Here is a 15,231-nt window from a genome sequence, read left to right on the forward strand (position 1 = left end):
TCCGGGGATCATCCGGCGAGCTTATTTTAGTAACTAAATCCTAAAATCGTTTTTGCCTGAACCATTTTGTAACGCACAGCCGACTGCTTCATTATAATAAAAATCCTCCATAGATTAATGCACCCGCGATGACAAATGCAGGATGTAATTTCATTCGCTCCATCAATACATAACTAACGATGGCAAGTAGTGCGGTTTGCCAGAACCCTACCCCAATGTAAGATTCACTAAAGAAACGCCATGCCATTACACCGAGTAAGATTCCGATCACTGGCCGTATGTAGAGGGTCATTCGTTTTACTTTTGGAGAATTTTTGTACTTGTAAAGAATACCTAATAACACGATAATTAATACCAACGATGGAGCAACTGTTGCAAATACAGAAATGGATGCACCCAAAGCTCCTGCAACATCGTAGCCAATATAACCCGCCATCTTTGTAGCAATTGGTCCCGGCAAAGAATTGGCAAGTGCAAGCACTTCACTGAATTCTTGAACTGTCATCCATCCGAATCGACTAACCACTTCATTCTCTACTAATGGAATCGACGCTGGACCTCCACCATAACCAAGAATTCCTGGTATAAAGAAGGCGATAAATAGTTCCAAATAAACCATTATGAACCACCTTCCCTTGCTGGTTTCTCTTCCTCTTGTTCAGGAATCTTATCCTTTTTTAATAAAGCAATAGCAAGTAACGCTGCGATAAGAATACCTGGATGGATCTGTAACAATTCAAGCAGAACGAAAGCAATGATTAACATAATGCCAGTTTGCATCCAACCCATACCTTTGCCGGCTTTATCTATAAATTGCCATGTCAATGTCGCTAGCATCACCGCAACTACAGGGATCACTGCTGCCGTCATTCCTTGTACCCAATCGTATTCCTTAAAAGAGGACAGTGATACTAACAAACCGATCATAAGAAAGATGGTTGGCACAATACCAGCTAGTACGGCATTAAGCATTCCCCAAAAACCTGTAACTTGATAACCGATGTACCCTGCAAGCTTGGTTGCGATTGGACCTGGGAGTGTATTCGCAAGTGCTAATACATCTCCAAAGTCCTCTTCATTCATCCATTTATATTTTTCCACAACTTCTTTATAAATAAGCGGTATGGAACTTGGGCCTCCACCAAATCCCAACATACCCACGCGAAAAAAAGCGATAAAAATATTCCAATGTGTTCTCATATAGCAAATTCCTTTACTGAGCTGTTGTTGTTGCTTACCAAGCGGCTACCGTACCATCTGTACGGGATTCCGTGCCGCCAACCAGTACGCCTGTTTCGGGATTTCTCCAAATGATCTGCCCGCGCCCAAAACTGTTCGGTTCTAATTGAATACGTATGTTGTGACCTTTCTTCGCTAAATCCATTGCGATGTGGTGCGGGAAAGTGTTTTCCACTTCGACTTGTTTGTCTTTCATCCATTGCCACCTTGGTGCATCTAAAGCTGCTTGCGGATTTAACTGAAAATCAATGGTATTCATAATTACTTGTACATGACCTTGAGGCTGCATAAATCCTCCCATCACGCCAAAAGGACCGATTGGTTCTGCGTCTTTTGTTAAAAATCCAGGAATAATCGTATGATATGTTCGCTTATTTCCAGCTAATGCATTGACATGATTCGGATCCATCGAAAAATTATGCCCGCGATTTTGCAGAGCAATTCCCGTGCCAGGAACCACAAGGCCAGAACCAAATCCCATATAATTACTTTGAATAAAGGAAACCATATTCCCCTCATTGTCTGCCGTTGCTAAATATACGGTACCGCTTAGCGCTGGTTCGCCTGCTTTTGGTTGAATCGCTTCATCTCCAATCAGACCTCTTCGATACTCTCCATAGGAATCACTCAATAATTCTTCCACCGAATGCTTCATATGATCTTTTTCTGTCACATGTTCCTGCCCATCAGCAAAAGCAAGTTTAATTGCTTCCATTTGCTTATGATACGTGTCAGTTACTTCTTTCGTATCAAATGTATATCCTTTTAAGATATTTAATGCTTGTAAAGCGATGATCCCTTGTCCGTTTGGCGGTATTTCCCACACATCATAGCCACGGTAATTTACTTTAATCGGGTCCACCCACTCTGGTTGATGAGCTGCCAGGTCCTCTGCTGTTAAAAATCCGTCATTCGCTTCAGAGAATGCACTTATTTTCGCCGCCAATTCTCCACGGTAAAATGATTCCCCGTCTGTATCGGCAATTTCTTGTAGTGTGTTTGCATGATTAGGCGAGCGCCACATCTCTCCTGTTTCTGGAGCACGACCGTTTGGAGCAAAGGTCTCAAACCATTCATGAAACATATCATCCGATAATTCCTTTTTAAAAACCGTATATGCCTTTTTCCAAAACTTACTTAACGTTGGTGACAAAGGATACCCGTCTCGTGCGTAATTAATCGCTGGTTGCAATACTTCTTGTAACGATAGCTTGCCAAACCTCTTGGATAATGCTGCCCAAGCACTTGGTGCTCCAGGTACCGTAACTGGAATCCAACCATATTTTGGGATGTGATCCTTTCCTGTTTCTTTCACTTTGTCAATGGAGATGGATTGCGGTGAACGGCCACTTGCATTAAGTCCATGCAGTTTACCTTTTGTCCATACTAACGCAAAAGCGTCACCGCCAATCCCATTCGAAGTCGGTTCGACAACTGTTAAACATGCCGCTGTAGCAATTGCAGCGTCAATCGCATTACCACCTTTTTTTAGAATCGACAGTCCGGCTTCTGATGCAAGTGGCTGCGATGTTGCCACCATTCCATTTTTTGCATAGGTTGCATGCCTTGGATTTGTATAAGGATATGTTTCGGTATGAAAAAAATTCATCAAATCTCCCTTTCTATTACGTGTTCAAAAAGGAGGATGAAAAGGACCGAGAAGTTCGAGGCGGCGTAGCTCCCCGTACCAGAACGTATGTAATGAATACGTGAGGAACTTAAAGCTGAGCTAACGAGCTTCCACAGGATGTGGTGATTTCTGCGTTGCCCACAGGACGTGGGCGATTTTAGCAGAAGGTCCCCCCTGATATGTGTCATTTTCACCACACTTTTTGAACAACCTTTTCTATTATTCTTTCACTTTCTTACTTATCTTCATATTACTATAGATCCCATATCCCATCGATAGGATCGATAGGATAATTAAAGCTGCCGATATTGGGCGAGTGAAAAACATAGTCAAACTGGGACTCACCGATACAGCTTGGCGCAAGTTTTCTTCAATCATTGGACCTAAAATGATCCCTAAAATAAATGGCGCTAACGGAAATTTATTGGCCTTCATCCAAAATCCGAGCAGCCCGAAAATCAGTAGAACCCACACATCAAAGATTCGATTATTTACTGCGAAACTTCCAAGCACACATAATAATAGAACAATAGGCACTAATAAGTGATGCGGGATTTGGTTAATTTTCATAAAGACTTTGATGCCAAAGCTTTGGATAATCAGCATTAAAATGGCTGCGATAAATAATGAAATAAAGATTCCATTTACGAGAACGGGCTGATTCTGCATTAACAATGGTCCTGGTTGAATACCGTGTATTAATAATGCTCCAAGCATCATCGCTGTTACAGCGTCACCCGGAATCCCGAAAGAAAGCATCGGTACAAGTGAACCACCTATGGAAGAGTTGTTCGCAGATTCTGCTGCAATTAGCCCATCCTTACTCCCTTTTCCAAATTCCTGAGGCTTCTTGGAAAACTTCTTGGCAACATCATAGCTCAAGATATTCGCAATACTACCACCGGCTGCTGGTAAGATACCGACCAATGTACCAACCAGGCTCGAGCGGATCACATTCACTCCTGATTTCCATAAATCTCGAATAGTTTGTAGTATCGGATAAGAGACCGAAGCGCTGCTATCGAGAGATAATTGGCCCGGTGGCTTACGTATATCATCCATTAATTGAGAAAAGGCAAATATCCCAATTAGAACGGGGAGAAAGTTAAATCCTGCCATCAGCTCGGTCATGCCAAAGGTAAATCGCGACACAGCGGTGAGCGGATCGGATCCTACCATTGAAAACATCAAACCCAAACTACCAGCGATTAAGCCTTTTAATAACGAACCTTCACTTAGACTGGCAATAGCGCTAATCCCAAATAACATGAGGGCAAACATTTCCCATGGTCCGAATGCTAACGCCCACTCTGCTAAAATTGGGGCAGTGAAAATTAAAATAATACCGGAAATAATCGTACCAACAAAGGAAGACCACAACCCAATTGCTAACGCCTTTCCGGGTTGTCCGTTTTTTGCCATAGGATAACCATCAAACGTAGTCGCCATCGCTGAAGGAGTTCCTGGGATCCCTAGTAAACAAGCCGTGATTAAGCCTCCTGAACTACCACCAACTTGAACACCCATCATCAGGGCAATTCCATTGATTGGTTCCATCCCAAAACTAAATGGCAATGTTAAAGCTACTCCCATGGTAATCGTGAATCCAGGTATACTTCCTATAATGATTCCGGCAATTACTCCCGTAAGTAAGATAAGGATGGTTTGTACATTTAAAATTGCTTCAAAACTTAATAAAATAGATTCCATTTAGATAATTCTCCTTTTAAAAGAGTATGCCAGGAGGTAGAAATACGGATAATACCTGTTGAAATACCACATATAATATGAAAACCAAGCCAATCATGAATAAAATAACTAACACAATTTTATTTTTATTGGGTGCTAATACCGTATATAAACCGATTAAAAATAGAATGGAAGCGATGAAGTATCCAGCATACGGCAGGATAAACACGTATGCGGCAAACAAGCCAAATGTAATGATGACTTTTTTATTGCTGCGTATGGCGCTACGTATCGATACTTTTTCTGATTTCGAATCTTTCGTAAACCGATATATGCTTTGCGTGAGTAAGCAAACACTTAAAAACACTAATACGGCAATAATAATATTTGGAAAGAAATTGGCTTCTGTTTTTCCGAACCCTTGAATAGGAATTTGAGTTGAACCGATATAAGCCAACCCACTGAACGCTAACAAGAGAATTGCATTTAATAAATCACGTTTTGCACTGATCAATGCCTATAAACCTCCTACTTATCTAGTAAGCCACTTTTTTCTAATGATTCTTCCATTTCTTTTTCATTGTTTTGCAGGAATTCAACATATTCTTCTGTTCCTTTAAAGTTCACATCGGTTCCAATTGCATCTATTCTCTCTTTAAACGACTCGCTATTAGCCACATTCTTTAGCGCTTCATTTATTTTAGAGACGATTTCTTCTGGTGTATCTTTCGGAACAACAATCCCACGGTTCGCAGCATTGACGACATCGATTCCTTGTTCTTGTAATGTCGGTACATCCGGCAAGTCAGGATGTCTCTCTTCTCCTGTATAACCTAATAATTTCATTCGATCATCTTCCATATAATCCTTACCTGCAGCGATAGAGACACTCCCTAGTTTTACGTCATTGGCTACAACTGCTTTCATTCGATTCGCTGTCCCATCATAACCAACAATATTAAATTCGATATCTGACGCGGTTTGAATCAGAGCAGGTTCTAACTGAGATGTCGACCCAATCGATGCGCCATACGTTATTTCGCCAGGATTTTCTTTTGCATCAGCTACCACTTCTTCCATTGAATCCCACGGGTTGGACGGATTGGTTGCTACGAGTTGATATGTAGACGTCATTAAAGAAACAGGTTCAAAGTCAAAGTAACCAAAATCTGCTTGTCCGGTTAATTGCGACATCGCTACAGAGTCATGAACAGCGAGCAATGTATAGCCATCATTATTTGCTTGAAGCGCTTGTTGTGCCCCTACTACTCCACTTCCCCCAGCAACATTTTTTACGACAACTGTTGCATCTAATTCTTTTTCCAACTCTTCTGCAACAATTCGATTAATCGCATCGGTATCTCCACCGGCATCCCACGGTACGATTAATTGAATATCTTTAGAAGGATAATTCTCCGCCTGTTCTCCACTACTTGTACTCGGGGGACTACATGCTGCTAATAAAACTAGACAAAATAGAACTAAACCACTCCATAAACGACGTTTCATGACAATTCCTCCTTTTATTTGTCAGTAATTTCATACTTTTTGTAAATTAGTTAATATAATAATAAACAACTATACGGCTGTCAATAGATTTTTTGTACAATTGTAAAGTTTTGATAAATTTATACTTACTAATGTAATGAATTTAGTAAATTTTACTTACTTTATGTTTCGGCGCCAAAGAGATAGCATGTTGTTTTGCTTCATGTTATATTCTGTTAAACTACATTTAGGGTGAAAATTAGGATAGGAGCCGAAAAACAATGAAACTAGATAACATTGACAAAAAGCTATTAGAAGAGCTTTCAGAAGATGGCCGCTTATCGTATGTCGAGCTGGCAGAAAAGGTTGGCTTATCTCGTGTTGCGGTAAAGGATCGTATTAAAAATTTAAAAGAAAAAGGTGTCATTGAAAAGTTTACGGTGGTTATCAATTCAGAGAAATTCGGAAAACAAGTGTCTGCTTTTTTTGATATAGATGTCGAACCAAAACAATTGCAGGAAGTTGCCCAAAATCTAGCTAATCACCCGCAAGTGGCTAGTATCTATCAAATGACTGGACCGAGCACCTTACATACACATGTATTAGTGGAGGATTTTCAGAAATTAGAAGTGTTTATTAATGAAGAATTGTATTCAGTAGAAGGTATTACACGTGTCGAAAGCTCGATAATATTAAAGCGCTTCAAAAGTCGTACTGGATTTAAGTTGTAGAGGATGAATGGTTTGAAGTTAAAGAATGGAATACGGGGAATTTTACTGTGGTTGAACGGTAGAAAATGTAAGGATTTTTATTATGACTGTATATCAATATGATCGATATATTAATAAGAGAAAAAAGACGGAAATTTACATAGAGAATAACAAACAGGGTGAAGTGACAGGGAAGTATAGAAATATATGGAAAATGCTTCAAGATATAATTTTGAAGAGTGTAAGCTCGATTACTTATGAGCTAACCGATAGCAATCAAAATCTAGTAGCTGTAACTGATGATGTTACTTCGCTCTTTAGTAAAAAGAAAATACAGGTACACTACTATGATCAAAGTGAATGGAATACGATTTTAGTAGAGGAAACAACGTTCATTGATCTAGGTGATGTGGTTACATTTACATATGAGAATGAAAGTTATGTAATTAAAAAAAAGCCGTTTAAACCAGCTATTCTCCATACAAATAACCTCCCTATTGACGAATGGAAAATTAACTTTAAAAATCGGGAGGTAGTGTTTGATTTAAATACTACCTATCTTGATAAGGAATTCCTTTTTTTAGGTATTCTTCACGCTTATTACTATGATAAAAACTAAATTTCAAGTGAATTGCATTATTATTAAGTTCATATAAGAGATTGGGATTATAGCAGATTCTTGAGCTCTTTGATGATCATTCTATTGACCAATTCTCTAGTGATTCGTCTTACTTTTGGGCAATAGAGCGCTTCTATTGACCAATCCTCAAGTGATTCGTCTTACTTTTGGGCAATAGAGCACTTCTATTGACCAATTCTCTAGTGATTCGCCTTACTTTTAGGCAATAGAGCACTTCTATTGACCAATTCTCTAGTGATTCGCCTTACTTTTGGGCAATAGAGCTCTTCTATTCACCATTTCTCTAGTGATTCGCCTTACTTTTAGGCAATAGAGCACTTCTATTGACCAATTCTCTAGTGATTCGCCTTACTTTTAGGCAATAGAGCACTTCTATTGACCAATTCTCTAGTGATTCGCCTTACTTTTGGGCAATAGAGCTCTTCTATTGACCAATTCTTGAGCAATACGCAAAACTTTTAGGTAATAGAGCACTTCTTAAAAAAAATAGACAATCTTACTAAAACGCTACACTTGCAGATGCAGTCTTCACCTTATCTCACTCGCCACCAACAAGCTGTAAACCGTGTCTACATGTGGCGTGTCTAAGTGGTGCTTCTGACTTTTCCGATATAAGAATCCTTGAATATAATCGATTTCCATTGGGTTACGATTTAACTGATCGTAATACATACTCGTGCCCATATGCGGCGGGTAGCCATCGTAAATATCCATGATGGCTTGTACGGTAGATTTCTCAAAATGGATCCCTTCCGCATGAGCAATCGTCATTCCCTCTTTAATCAATGATTCACACAGGTTTCTGACCTTTTCATTCGTTACAACAATTGCAGTATTCCGGCTCAATGCAGTGACAGAATTAATCCCGAGATTGACGAGCAGCTTAAACCATATATCGTGAAGATAATGGGGGCTAATTTGGATATCGAGGTCACTTCCTTCAACTAGTTGATGTAGGGCGATTGTGTCTTCATTTTCAGGTAAAATTAATTTCCGATCACGAAAATGCGTTATCGTTTGGTCCTTTTTTTGTCCGCTGATATACACGACGGCTTGATAGGTATGTGGCATAGTTATCTGTTCGAGTTGCCCATAGCCATTTTGACAAATGATCGTTACTGTATTTTCATGAGAGAGCTTTTCTACAAATGGAAGCACTGCCGATAGCTGTGTGCCTTTTACTGTGATAAAAATATAATCCAGCGTGGTTTCAAAACGGGATAGTTCTTCTACGAGCAGTGTACTTTCCGCCAACTGCCCTTTCCGCTCGATACGTACTTCTCCAGCATTTCTTCCTAATAAATGTACCTGAAGACCATGTTGCAACAGAGATTCCGCAATTACGGAACCAACTGCCCCTGGTCCGATAACTCCAAACTTTTTCATAGCTAAGCTCCTTTTCAACTATCAAACGCATTGTTAATCTATACAGATAATTCTATAATAAGTACAAGAATAAAAATAGTAGGTGACGAAAAATGAAGGCCTTGAAAGATTTCATGCGGATGAAGCATGAAGGAGAAAAAATTTCGATGTTGACTGCTTATGATTATCCGAGTGCAAAGCAAGCGGAAGCTGCTGAAATAGATATGATTCTTGTCGGTGATTCCCTAGGGATGACGGTACTTGGCTACGAAAGCACTGTCGATGTAACTCTCGACGATATGAAGCATCACGCGCGTGCAGTGCGCCGTGGCGCAAAGGATACGTATGTTGTCGTTGATATGCCTTTTGGTACCATCGGCATTGATGCAAGTACCGATACAGCTTTTGCCATTGAATTATACCGAGACACTCATGCAAACGCTATAAAAATCGAAGGCGCACATGCCGCTCCTGTTATTAAAAAATGCCATGATATCGGTATTCCTGTCGTTGCCCATCTTGGGTTGACGCCGCAGAGTTACGGCATCACAGGCTATCAACTACAAGCAACCTCTAAAGAAGCAGCCAAACAGCTGATTGAGGATGCTAAACTTGTTGAAAAAAGTGGTGCGATTATGCTTGTCTTAGAAGCAATACCAAGTGACCTTGCCCATGTAATTACCGAGTCGCTTACGATTCCGGTTATCGGGATAGGCGCAGGTGTAGGAACGAATGGACAAGTCCTTGTGTATCATGACGTACTTAATTATGGTGTCGAGCATAAGCCAAAATTTGTAAAGCGTTATGGTGATTTTTCTATTGGTGTAGAATCCATAAAAAACTTTCATGACGAGGTGAAGCGACAAGCGTTTCCTACTGAAGAATACACATACAAGAAACAAATTATGAACGAGGTAGACGAATGACAAAACGAATTACGACCATAAAAGAAATGCAACACCTTAGTCGAACACGGAAAGCACATAATAAACAAATTGGATTTGTACCAACGATGGGGGCATTGCATGACGGGCATTTACAAATGGTGAAGCAATCAATAGCGGACAATGACTATACCGTGGTCAGCGTCTTTGTAAACCCACTGCAATTTGGGCCAAATGAGGATTTCGATGCTTATCCACGAACCATTGAAGAGGACGAGGCACAGCTAGATGCATTAGGTGCCGATTATGTCTTCTACCCGAGCGTGGAAGAAATGTACCCTAAGCCACTCGAGCTTTCGATCAACGTCCATCGAATGGCGGAAGTATTAGAAGGAGCAAAGCGTCCGGGTCATTTTGACGGTGTGGTAACCGTCGTCAATAAGTTATTTAATATTATCCGTCCTGATATCGCCTATTTTGGAAAAAAAGACGCGCAGCAACTGGCAATCATTGAAAAGATGGTCGAGGAATTTAATCATCCGATTACCATTCGAGGCATGGATACGATACGTGAATTAGATGGATTAGCAAAAAGCTCGCGCAACATTTACTTAACAGACAACGAGCGACAAGAAGCCGTTCAATTATATCAAAGTCTATTAAAAGCAAAACAGTTATATGATGCGGGTGAACGAAGCAGCGATGTTATCATCGATGAAATCCACACCCATTTAACCACACATACATCCGGAACGATTGAAGAGATTGCGATTTACAGCTACCCAGAACTGATAGAACAAACACAGATTACTGGCCGGATTTTTATATCGTTAGCCGTGAAATTTTCACAAGCGAGATTGATCGATAATATTATTGTAGAAAAAAGTTGAAAGTAGTTGTCCAGCTCTTTATCGTAGGCCGATTTCCTAGTTTCTGACTACCTGAGATGTTCGTTACAAGCATAAAAAAATAGTGGGTATTCCCCACTATTTTCCCTTTCTAAATATACGAGATCAATGTTCCTCCAATAGCACCGGTTAGAACAATCACCCACGGTGGAAGTTTCCAATAAACTAGCATACTGAATAATACCGCTGCAAAAGCAAAATCAACAGGTGACAGAACGGCACTCGTCCATATCGGCTGATAGAAGGCTGCGATTAATATACCTACTACAGCAGCATTCACTCCCATTAATGCGCCTTTAATCTTGTGGTTATTTCGTAAGCTATTCCAAAATGGCAACGTACCTAATATTAATAAAAATGCCGGTAAGAATATTGCGATGGTAGCAAGCAAACCGCCAACCCATCCATTCATAACCGCTCCTAGATAAGCAGCAAATGTAAATAATGGTCCCGGTACAGCCTGTGCAGCACCATAACCGGCTAAGAAAGCTTCTTCACTTACCCATCCAGTAGGGACAAATTCTCTTTCCAACAGCGGTAGAACAACATGTCCACCACCAAAAACAAGCGAGCCTGAGCGATAAAAACTATCAAACATCGCCACCCAGTGAGATGACGTTATCTCTCTTAGAACGGGGAAAAGAACTAACAATCCAAAAAACAATGACAAGCATATAAATCCAAACTTTTTCGTTAATATTTTTACGTGTGTATGTGATTCTTCTACATCACTTTTATAATTTTTATACAAAACATAACCAATCATTGCTGCGATGAATATAACAACAACTTGTGAATAGACCGTTTGCCATAAAAGTGTGATAACTAAAGCAACTAATGCGATTGTCTTTCGTTTTACATCAGGCGTTAGCTTTTTAGCCATTCCAATTATTGCATGCGCTACAATCGCAACCGCAACTAATTTTAACCCATGTATCCAGCCCATTTCTGCTACATTAAAGCTTTGCATCAACAAAGCAAAAATAACGAGCGCAATCACCGATGGTAACGTGAATCCGATAAATGAAACGATGCCGCCTAAAGTACCTGCGCGCATCACACCTATTCCGATGCCTACCTGACTGCTAGCTGGACCAGGCAAAAATTGTGCTAATGCAACGAGATCAGCATAACTTTTTTCATCCATCCATTTTCTTCTTCTTACATACTCTTCGTGAAAATAACCGAGGTGGGCAATTGGCCCTCCAAAAGAGGTTAAACCTAAACGAGTGGAAATAAATAATATCTCCAACAACGCACTTAATGAAGATTTTTCATTTTGCTTATAACTCATATACCATGTACTCCTTTTTGAAGTTAATCTTTGATTTCTTTAAAGAGTTCATATGCTTTTTCCCTTGCCTCTTGTAAAATTTCTACTCCCTTATCGGTTGCTGTGTAATATTTTCTAATCTTCCCTTCAACGTTCTGCTCTTCTTTATGAAGCAGTCCGTCTTTTTCCATCGAATGTAAAATGGGATAAAGCGTTCCCGCACTTATACTATATCCATGCTCTTTTAATTCTTCTAACATCCACAACCCAAAAACCGGGTGCTCATTGGCATGGTGTAAAATATGAATGTGTATAAACCCTAGAAACAATTTCCGTAATACTCTATCCTCCAAAAATATACCTCCAATAGCGTGAGATTCAATATCGAAGTTCGTTATCGAAACTCAATAATGATAGTAACATATGTACCCTTTTCAAAAAAGTTAATTTACAAAAACTTAACAAACGAAGCAATCTACATAAGTTATAAGCGTATGAATTAGTTTAAATTATAGTATAAATAAATCCAAATTGTAATTTTAGCCCATTCGCTTTTTTCATTCCACGTAAAATGATGAACCCTTCGTTTGTTATGAAGTGGAAAACTGATGAGGCTTAGAGGATATTCTAGTGTAGGGCTCTGAAGTCATAGATAACAAAATCTTCACGGAATGACTTGTTTTTTATGTTACTATTTTAGTAGGTAAAATGTGATGTGTAGACAAGGGGGCATACGATGATTTTTTTCAGGCATTTATTTGTAAAAGTCATCCGATTAAATAATTGGTTTCTTTTACTTTCGACGATTGTACTAGTACTGACAAGCAGTTACTTCATCTATTTTTTAGAACCGGATACATTTGCGGATCCTTTTGAGGGTCTCTGGTGGACAATGACAACCGTGACAACCGTAGGCTATGGTGATGTGTCTCCAACCACTGTTTCAGGAAAAATATTTGCGATGTTTTTATATATTATTGGAATCGGAATCATGACTATTTTTATCGGTAAAGCCGTCGATTTCTTAAGTGTTCGTAAACGATTAAAGGAGGCAGGGAAATTGAATATTACAACAGAAGATCATATTATCTTAATAAATTGGACAAAAAAAGCGAGTATTACGCTAGAAGAATTACTAAAAACATTCAATGATATATCCATCGTTATTATTGATGAAAAAGTTACCAAAACACCAATTTTACATGAACAAGTGGAGTTCGTTCATGGTAACCCAGCGAATACGGATGTATTACTACAAGCGAACTTATTAAAAAGTAAATCGATAATGGTTTTTGCTTCAGAAGACAGTGTCGCAACATCCCAAGCAGATGGTCAAACGCTGTTAATTGCCACGACTTTAGAAAGTATTGGAAAAGAATACAAAAAAAATATCTATACGATATGCGAGGTTTTAGAATCAAGGCATATCCAAGCATTTCAACATGTTTCCGTCGAAGAATTTATCACTGCCAATGATACGGCAGCGCATTTAGCAGCACGTTCGATTTTATACAATGGTTCGAGTGAAATTATTAGGCAGCTAACTAGCAATACAGCCTATGATCTGTATTCCATCAGTAAAAAAGACGCTTGGAAAACCTATGAAGATGCACGTGCCGAATTAGCCGTTCAAGGTGCCATGCTGATATCAAACGGAAATGACCTGTCGATTATTAAACAATTGTCCGCACCCATTCCACATGATGCAAAACTGTTTATCATCTGTGATGAAAGTGCTTATGAGAGAATTATTTCTTAATGGGGATTGGGAATACTTAGAGAGTTTATTTAAGTACAGAGCAACTAGCAAAGCAGGACGGTTGAAGTGGTTGAGCCGAGTTTTGATGTGGTAAGTGAATGAGTTTGACGGTTCGGATGATGGTATTTTTTAGTGGGAGATAGATTGGGTTTGCGTTGGATCGGGCTCGGAGGTCTGGGGGGTGTTCTATTGACCATCGTTTTACGATTCTCAAGAGCTAGTTTGGTTGAGAGGGCTGTTCTATTCACCACTTTTTCCGCTTTCTCCAGCTTTTTTGGTTAATAGAGCTGTTCTATTCACCACTTTTCCCGATTTCTCCAGCTTTTTTGGTTAATAGAACTGCTCTATTGACCACTTTTCCCGATTTCTTCAGCTTTTTTGGTTAATAGAGTACGTCTATTAACCACTTTTCTTGATTCTCTAGCTTGTTTTGGTTGAGAGACTATCGCTTGATTGTTTAATAAGTTTTGCACTCGGCCTAATTGTAAAATTCCAAAATGTTTTCTAAATTTCAGAATTTATGTTGACATTATTTGTGAAATATTTCACAATAAAGATATGGAAGATATTTCATATTTTACCGATAAGGATGTGGTGAGCATGAGAACAAGTCAACAAGCTGTGAATCGTGTGGTACTTATTGGGGGTGGATCGGTTGGTGTTAGTTATGCATTTGCATTGATGAATCAAGGTGTGACGGAGGAATTGGCAATTATTGATTTAGATGCAGATAAGGCTCTAGGTGATGTGATGGATTTAAATCACGGAAAAGCCTTTGCTCCTTCATTGACGAATGTGTGGTTGGGTGAATACGGGGATTGTAAGGATGCGGATATCGTATGTATTTGCGCTGGGGCTAACCAACAGTCTGGGGAAACTCGCTTAGATCTTGTAGAAAAAAACATGAAAATCTTTAAAGAAATTGTGACTGACGTGATGAATAGTGGCTTCAATGGTATATTTTTAATCGCAACAAATCCCGTCGATATCTTGACACAAGCGGTTATCTCGTTCAGTGGACTGCCGCCCCATCGTGTGATTGGGAGTGGGACTACGCTTGATACGGCAAGGCTGCGATATGAACTAGGAGAGTATTTTCACCTTTCACCGAAAAATATTCATGCTTATATTATCGGTGAACACGGTGATACGGAACTCCCACTGTGGAGCACAGCTACTATAGGAACGGTACCGCTTCTCACGTATTTAAATCGAAGTGAATCCTATACAACAGAAGATTTAGACGACATTTTTACAAATGTACGGGATGCAGCATACCGAATCATTCAGAAAAAAGGAGCTACCTACTATGGTATAGCTATGAGTCTTGTCCGGGTAACGGAAGCAATATTAAAAGATGAACACAGTATTTTAACTACCAGCAGCTTTCTTCAAGGTGAATATGGTGTAGATAATGTATGTATTGGCGTGCCGACGATTATCAATCGAAATGGGGTTAGTGAAATAATAGAAGTGCCAATGAACGAAGATGAACAGAAACAATTTAATCATAGCGTTCAGACGCTTAAGGGAATTTACGAACCTACGATGCAAATGATGAAATAGTATAGAACATGAATGAAGGGGAGCACATCAGCCTGCTTGTACGTTTTTGATTTTTGGTTATGTATTGGGGAGACCTTTTT

The 15,231-nt window shown here is 39.5% G+C and carries 16 protein-coding genes; 6 read left to right on the forward strand and 10 right to left on the reverse strand.

What is annotated here, in order from left to right; genetic code table 11:
- Positions 1 to 91: 91 nt before the first annotated feature.
- From OB_RS16635 to OB_RS16660, 6 genes are all read right to left on the reverse strand, one after another.
- The gene (locus OB_RS16635) at positions 92 to 619 is read right to left on the reverse strand and encodes a chromate transporter (protein ID WP_011067661.1); all 528 of its coding nucleotides are present in this window, start codon (positions 617 to 619) and stop codon (positions 92 to 94) included.
- The gene (locus tag OB_RS16640; RefSeq protein ID WP_011067662.1) at positions 619 to 1,200 is read right to left on the reverse strand and encodes a chromate transporter; all 582 of its coding nucleotides are present in this window, start codon (positions 1,198 to 1,200) and stop codon (positions 619 to 621) included. The genes OB_RS16635 and OB_RS16640 overlap by 1 nt, the downstream gene beginning before the upstream one ends.
- Positions 1,201 to 1,234: 34 nt before the next feature.
- A complete protein-coding gene (locus OB_RS16645; RefSeq protein WP_011067663.1) occupies positions 1,235 to 2,848 on the reverse strand; it encodes a gamma-glutamyltransferase family protein in 1,614 nt (537 codons plus the stop codon).
- A 240-nt stretch (positions 2,849 to 3,088) separates the two neighbouring features.
- On the reverse strand, positions 3,089 to 4,579 hold the full coding sequence (locus OB_RS16650) for a tripartite tricarboxylate transporter permease (protein WP_011067664.1): 1,491 nt from the start codon (positions 4,577 to 4,579) through the stop codon (positions 3,089 to 3,091).
- A 16-nt stretch (positions 4,580 to 4,595) separates the two neighbouring features.
- Entirely contained in the window at positions 4,596 to 5,072 is a 477-nt protein-coding gene (locus tag OB_RS16655) for a tripartite tricarboxylate transporter TctB family protein (RefSeq protein WP_011067665.1), read from the reverse strand.
- 14 nt (positions 5,073 to 5,086) lie between these two features.
- Positions 5,087 to 6,067: a Bug family tripartite tricarboxylate transporter substrate binding protein gene (locus OB_RS16660; protein WP_011067666.1), complete on the reverse strand. Its 981-nt coding sequence runs from the start codon at positions 6,065 to 6,067 to the stop codon at positions 5,087 to 5,089.
- 260 nt (positions 6,068 to 6,327) lie between these two features.
- Here OB_RS16660 and OB_RS16665 point away from each other — a divergent pair, with 260 nt between their 5' ends.
- Both OB_RS16665 and OB_RS16670 read left to right on the forward strand, forming a co-directional pair.
- Entirely contained in the window at positions 6,328 to 6,777 is a 450-nt protein-coding gene (locus tag OB_RS16665) for an Lrp/AsnC family transcriptional regulator (protein WP_011067667.1), read from the forward strand.
- Positions 6,778 to 6,859: 82 nt separating this feature from the next.
- A complete protein-coding gene (locus OB_RS16670) occupies positions 6,860 to 7,375 on the forward strand; it encodes a tubby C-terminal domain-like protein (RefSeq protein ID WP_011067668.1) in 516 nt (171 codons plus the stop codon).
- A 549-nt stretch (positions 7,376 to 7,924) separates the two neighbouring features.
- On the opposite strand, the gene OB_RS16675 is transcribed toward OB_RS16670, so the two are convergent.
- Positions 7,925 to 8,800 (reverse strand): oxidoreductase, encoded by an 876-nt coding sequence (locus OB_RS16675; RefSeq protein WP_231846965.1) that lies wholly within the window; start codon positions 8,798 to 8,800, stop codon positions 7,925 to 7,927.
- 74 nt (positions 8,801 to 8,874) lie between these two features.
- On the opposite strand from OB_RS16675, the gene panB reads away from it, so the two are divergent.
- Together panB and panC are read left to right on the forward strand one after the other, a co-directional pair.
- On the forward strand, positions 8,875 to 9,687 hold the full coding sequence (gene panB, locus OB_RS16680) for a 3-methyl-2-oxobutanoate hydroxymethyltransferase (protein WP_011067670.1): 813 nt from the start codon (positions 8,875 to 8,877) through the stop codon (positions 9,685 to 9,687).
- Positions 9,684 to 10,535 carry a pantoate--beta-alanine ligase gene (gene panC / locus OB_RS16685; RefSeq protein WP_011067671.1) on the forward strand — a complete coding sequence of 284 codons (852 nt, stop codon included), beginning with the start codon at positions 9,684 to 9,686 and terminating at the stop codon, positions 10,533 to 10,535. Before panB ends, panC begins: the two co-directional genes overlap by 4 nt.
- A gap of 109 nt (positions 10,536 to 10,644) precedes the next feature.
- On the opposite strand, the gene OB_RS16690 is transcribed toward panC, so the two are convergent.
- On the reverse strand, positions 10,645 to 11,847 hold the full coding sequence (locus tag OB_RS16690) for a chromate transporter (RefSeq protein ID WP_011067672.1): 1,203 nt from the start codon (positions 11,845 to 11,847) through the stop codon (positions 10,645 to 10,647).
- A 23-nt stretch (positions 11,848 to 11,870) separates the two neighbouring features.
- A complete protein-coding gene (locus OB_RS16695) occupies positions 11,871 to 12,179 on the reverse strand; it encodes a PadR family transcriptional regulator (RefSeq protein WP_011067673.1) in 309 nt (102 codons plus the stop codon).
- Positions 12,180 to 12,562: 383 nt separating this feature from the next.
- Here OB_RS16695 and OB_RS16700 point away from each other — a divergent pair, with 383 nt between their 5' ends.
- Positions 12,563 to 13,585, forward strand: a complete 1,023-nt coding sequence (locus tag OB_RS16700; protein WP_011067674.1) for a potassium channel family protein — start codon at positions 12,563 to 12,565, stop codon at positions 13,583 to 13,585.
- 344 nt (positions 13,586 to 13,929) lie between these two features.
- Here the strand turns inward: OB_RS16700 and OB_RS18810 are convergent, their stop codons facing one another.
- Entirely contained in the window at positions 13,930 to 14,058 is a 129-nt protein-coding gene (locus OB_RS18810; protein WP_269445902.1) for a hypothetical protein, read from the reverse strand.
- Between the two features lie 127 nt (positions 14,059 to 14,185).
- On the opposite strand from OB_RS18810, the gene OB_RS16705 reads away from it, so the two are divergent.
- On the forward strand, positions 14,186 to 15,151 hold the full coding sequence (locus tag OB_RS16705) for an L-lactate dehydrogenase (RefSeq protein WP_011067675.1): 966 nt from the start codon (positions 14,186 to 14,188) through the stop codon (positions 15,149 to 15,151).
- The last annotated feature ends 80 nt before the right edge of the window (positions 15,152 to 15,231 follow it).

This window comes from Oceanobacillus iheyensis HTE831 (genome assembly GCF_000011245.1).
In the GTDB taxonomy this organism is placed as follows: Bacteria; Bacillota; Bacilli; order Bacillales; family Amphibacillaceae; genus Oceanobacillus; species Oceanobacillus iheyensis.

What these genes read in the sequence shown, in the direction of transcription:
- OB_RS16705 (WP_011067675.1), top strand. Translation starts at nt 14,186, where the DNA reads ATGAGAACAAGTCAACAAGCTGTGAATCGTGTGGTACTTATTGGGGGT.
- OB_RS16690 (WP_011067672.1), bottom strand. Translation starts at nt 11,847, where the DNA reads ATGAGTTATAAGCAAAATGAAAAATCTTCATTAAGTGCGTTGTTGGAG.
- OB_RS16650 (WP_011067664.1), bottom strand. Translation starts at nt 4,579, where the DNA reads ATGGAATCTATTTTATTAAGTTTTGAAGCAATTTTAAATGTACAAACC.
- panB (WP_011067670.1), top strand. Translation starts at nt 8,875, where the DNA reads ATGAAGGCCTTGAAAGATTTCATGCGGATGAAGCATGAAGGAGAAAAA.
- OB_RS16645 (WP_011067663.1), bottom strand. Translation starts at nt 2,848, where the DNA reads ATGAATTTTTTTCATACCGAAACATATCCTTATACAAATCCAAGGCAT.
- OB_RS16670 (WP_011067668.1), top strand. Translation starts at nt 6,860, where the DNA reads ATGACTGTATATCAATATGATCGATATATTAATAAGAGAAAAAAGACG.
- OB_RS16640 (WP_011067662.1), bottom strand. Translation starts at nt 1,200, where the DNA reads ATGAGAACACATTGGAATATTTTTATCGCTTTTTTTCGCGTGGGTATG.
- OB_RS16665 (WP_011067667.1), top strand. Translation starts at nt 6,328, where the DNA reads ATGAAACTAGATAACATTGACAAAAAGCTATTAGAAGAGCTTTCAGAA.
- OB_RS16635 (WP_011067661.1), bottom strand. Translation starts at nt 619, where the DNA reads ATGGTTTATTTGGAACTATTTATCGCCTTCTTTATACCAGGAATTCTT.
- OB_RS16660 (WP_011067666.1), bottom strand. Translation starts at nt 6,067, where the DNA reads ATGAAACGTCGTTTATGGAGTGGTTTAGTTCTATTTTGTCTAGTTTTA.
- panC (WP_011067671.1), top strand. Translation starts at nt 9,684, where the DNA reads ATGACAAAACGAATTACGACCATAAAAGAAATGCAACACCTTAGTCGA.
- OB_RS16700 (WP_011067674.1), top strand. Translation starts at nt 12,563, where the DNA reads ATGATTTTTTTCAGGCATTTATTTGTAAAAGTCATCCGATTAAATAAT.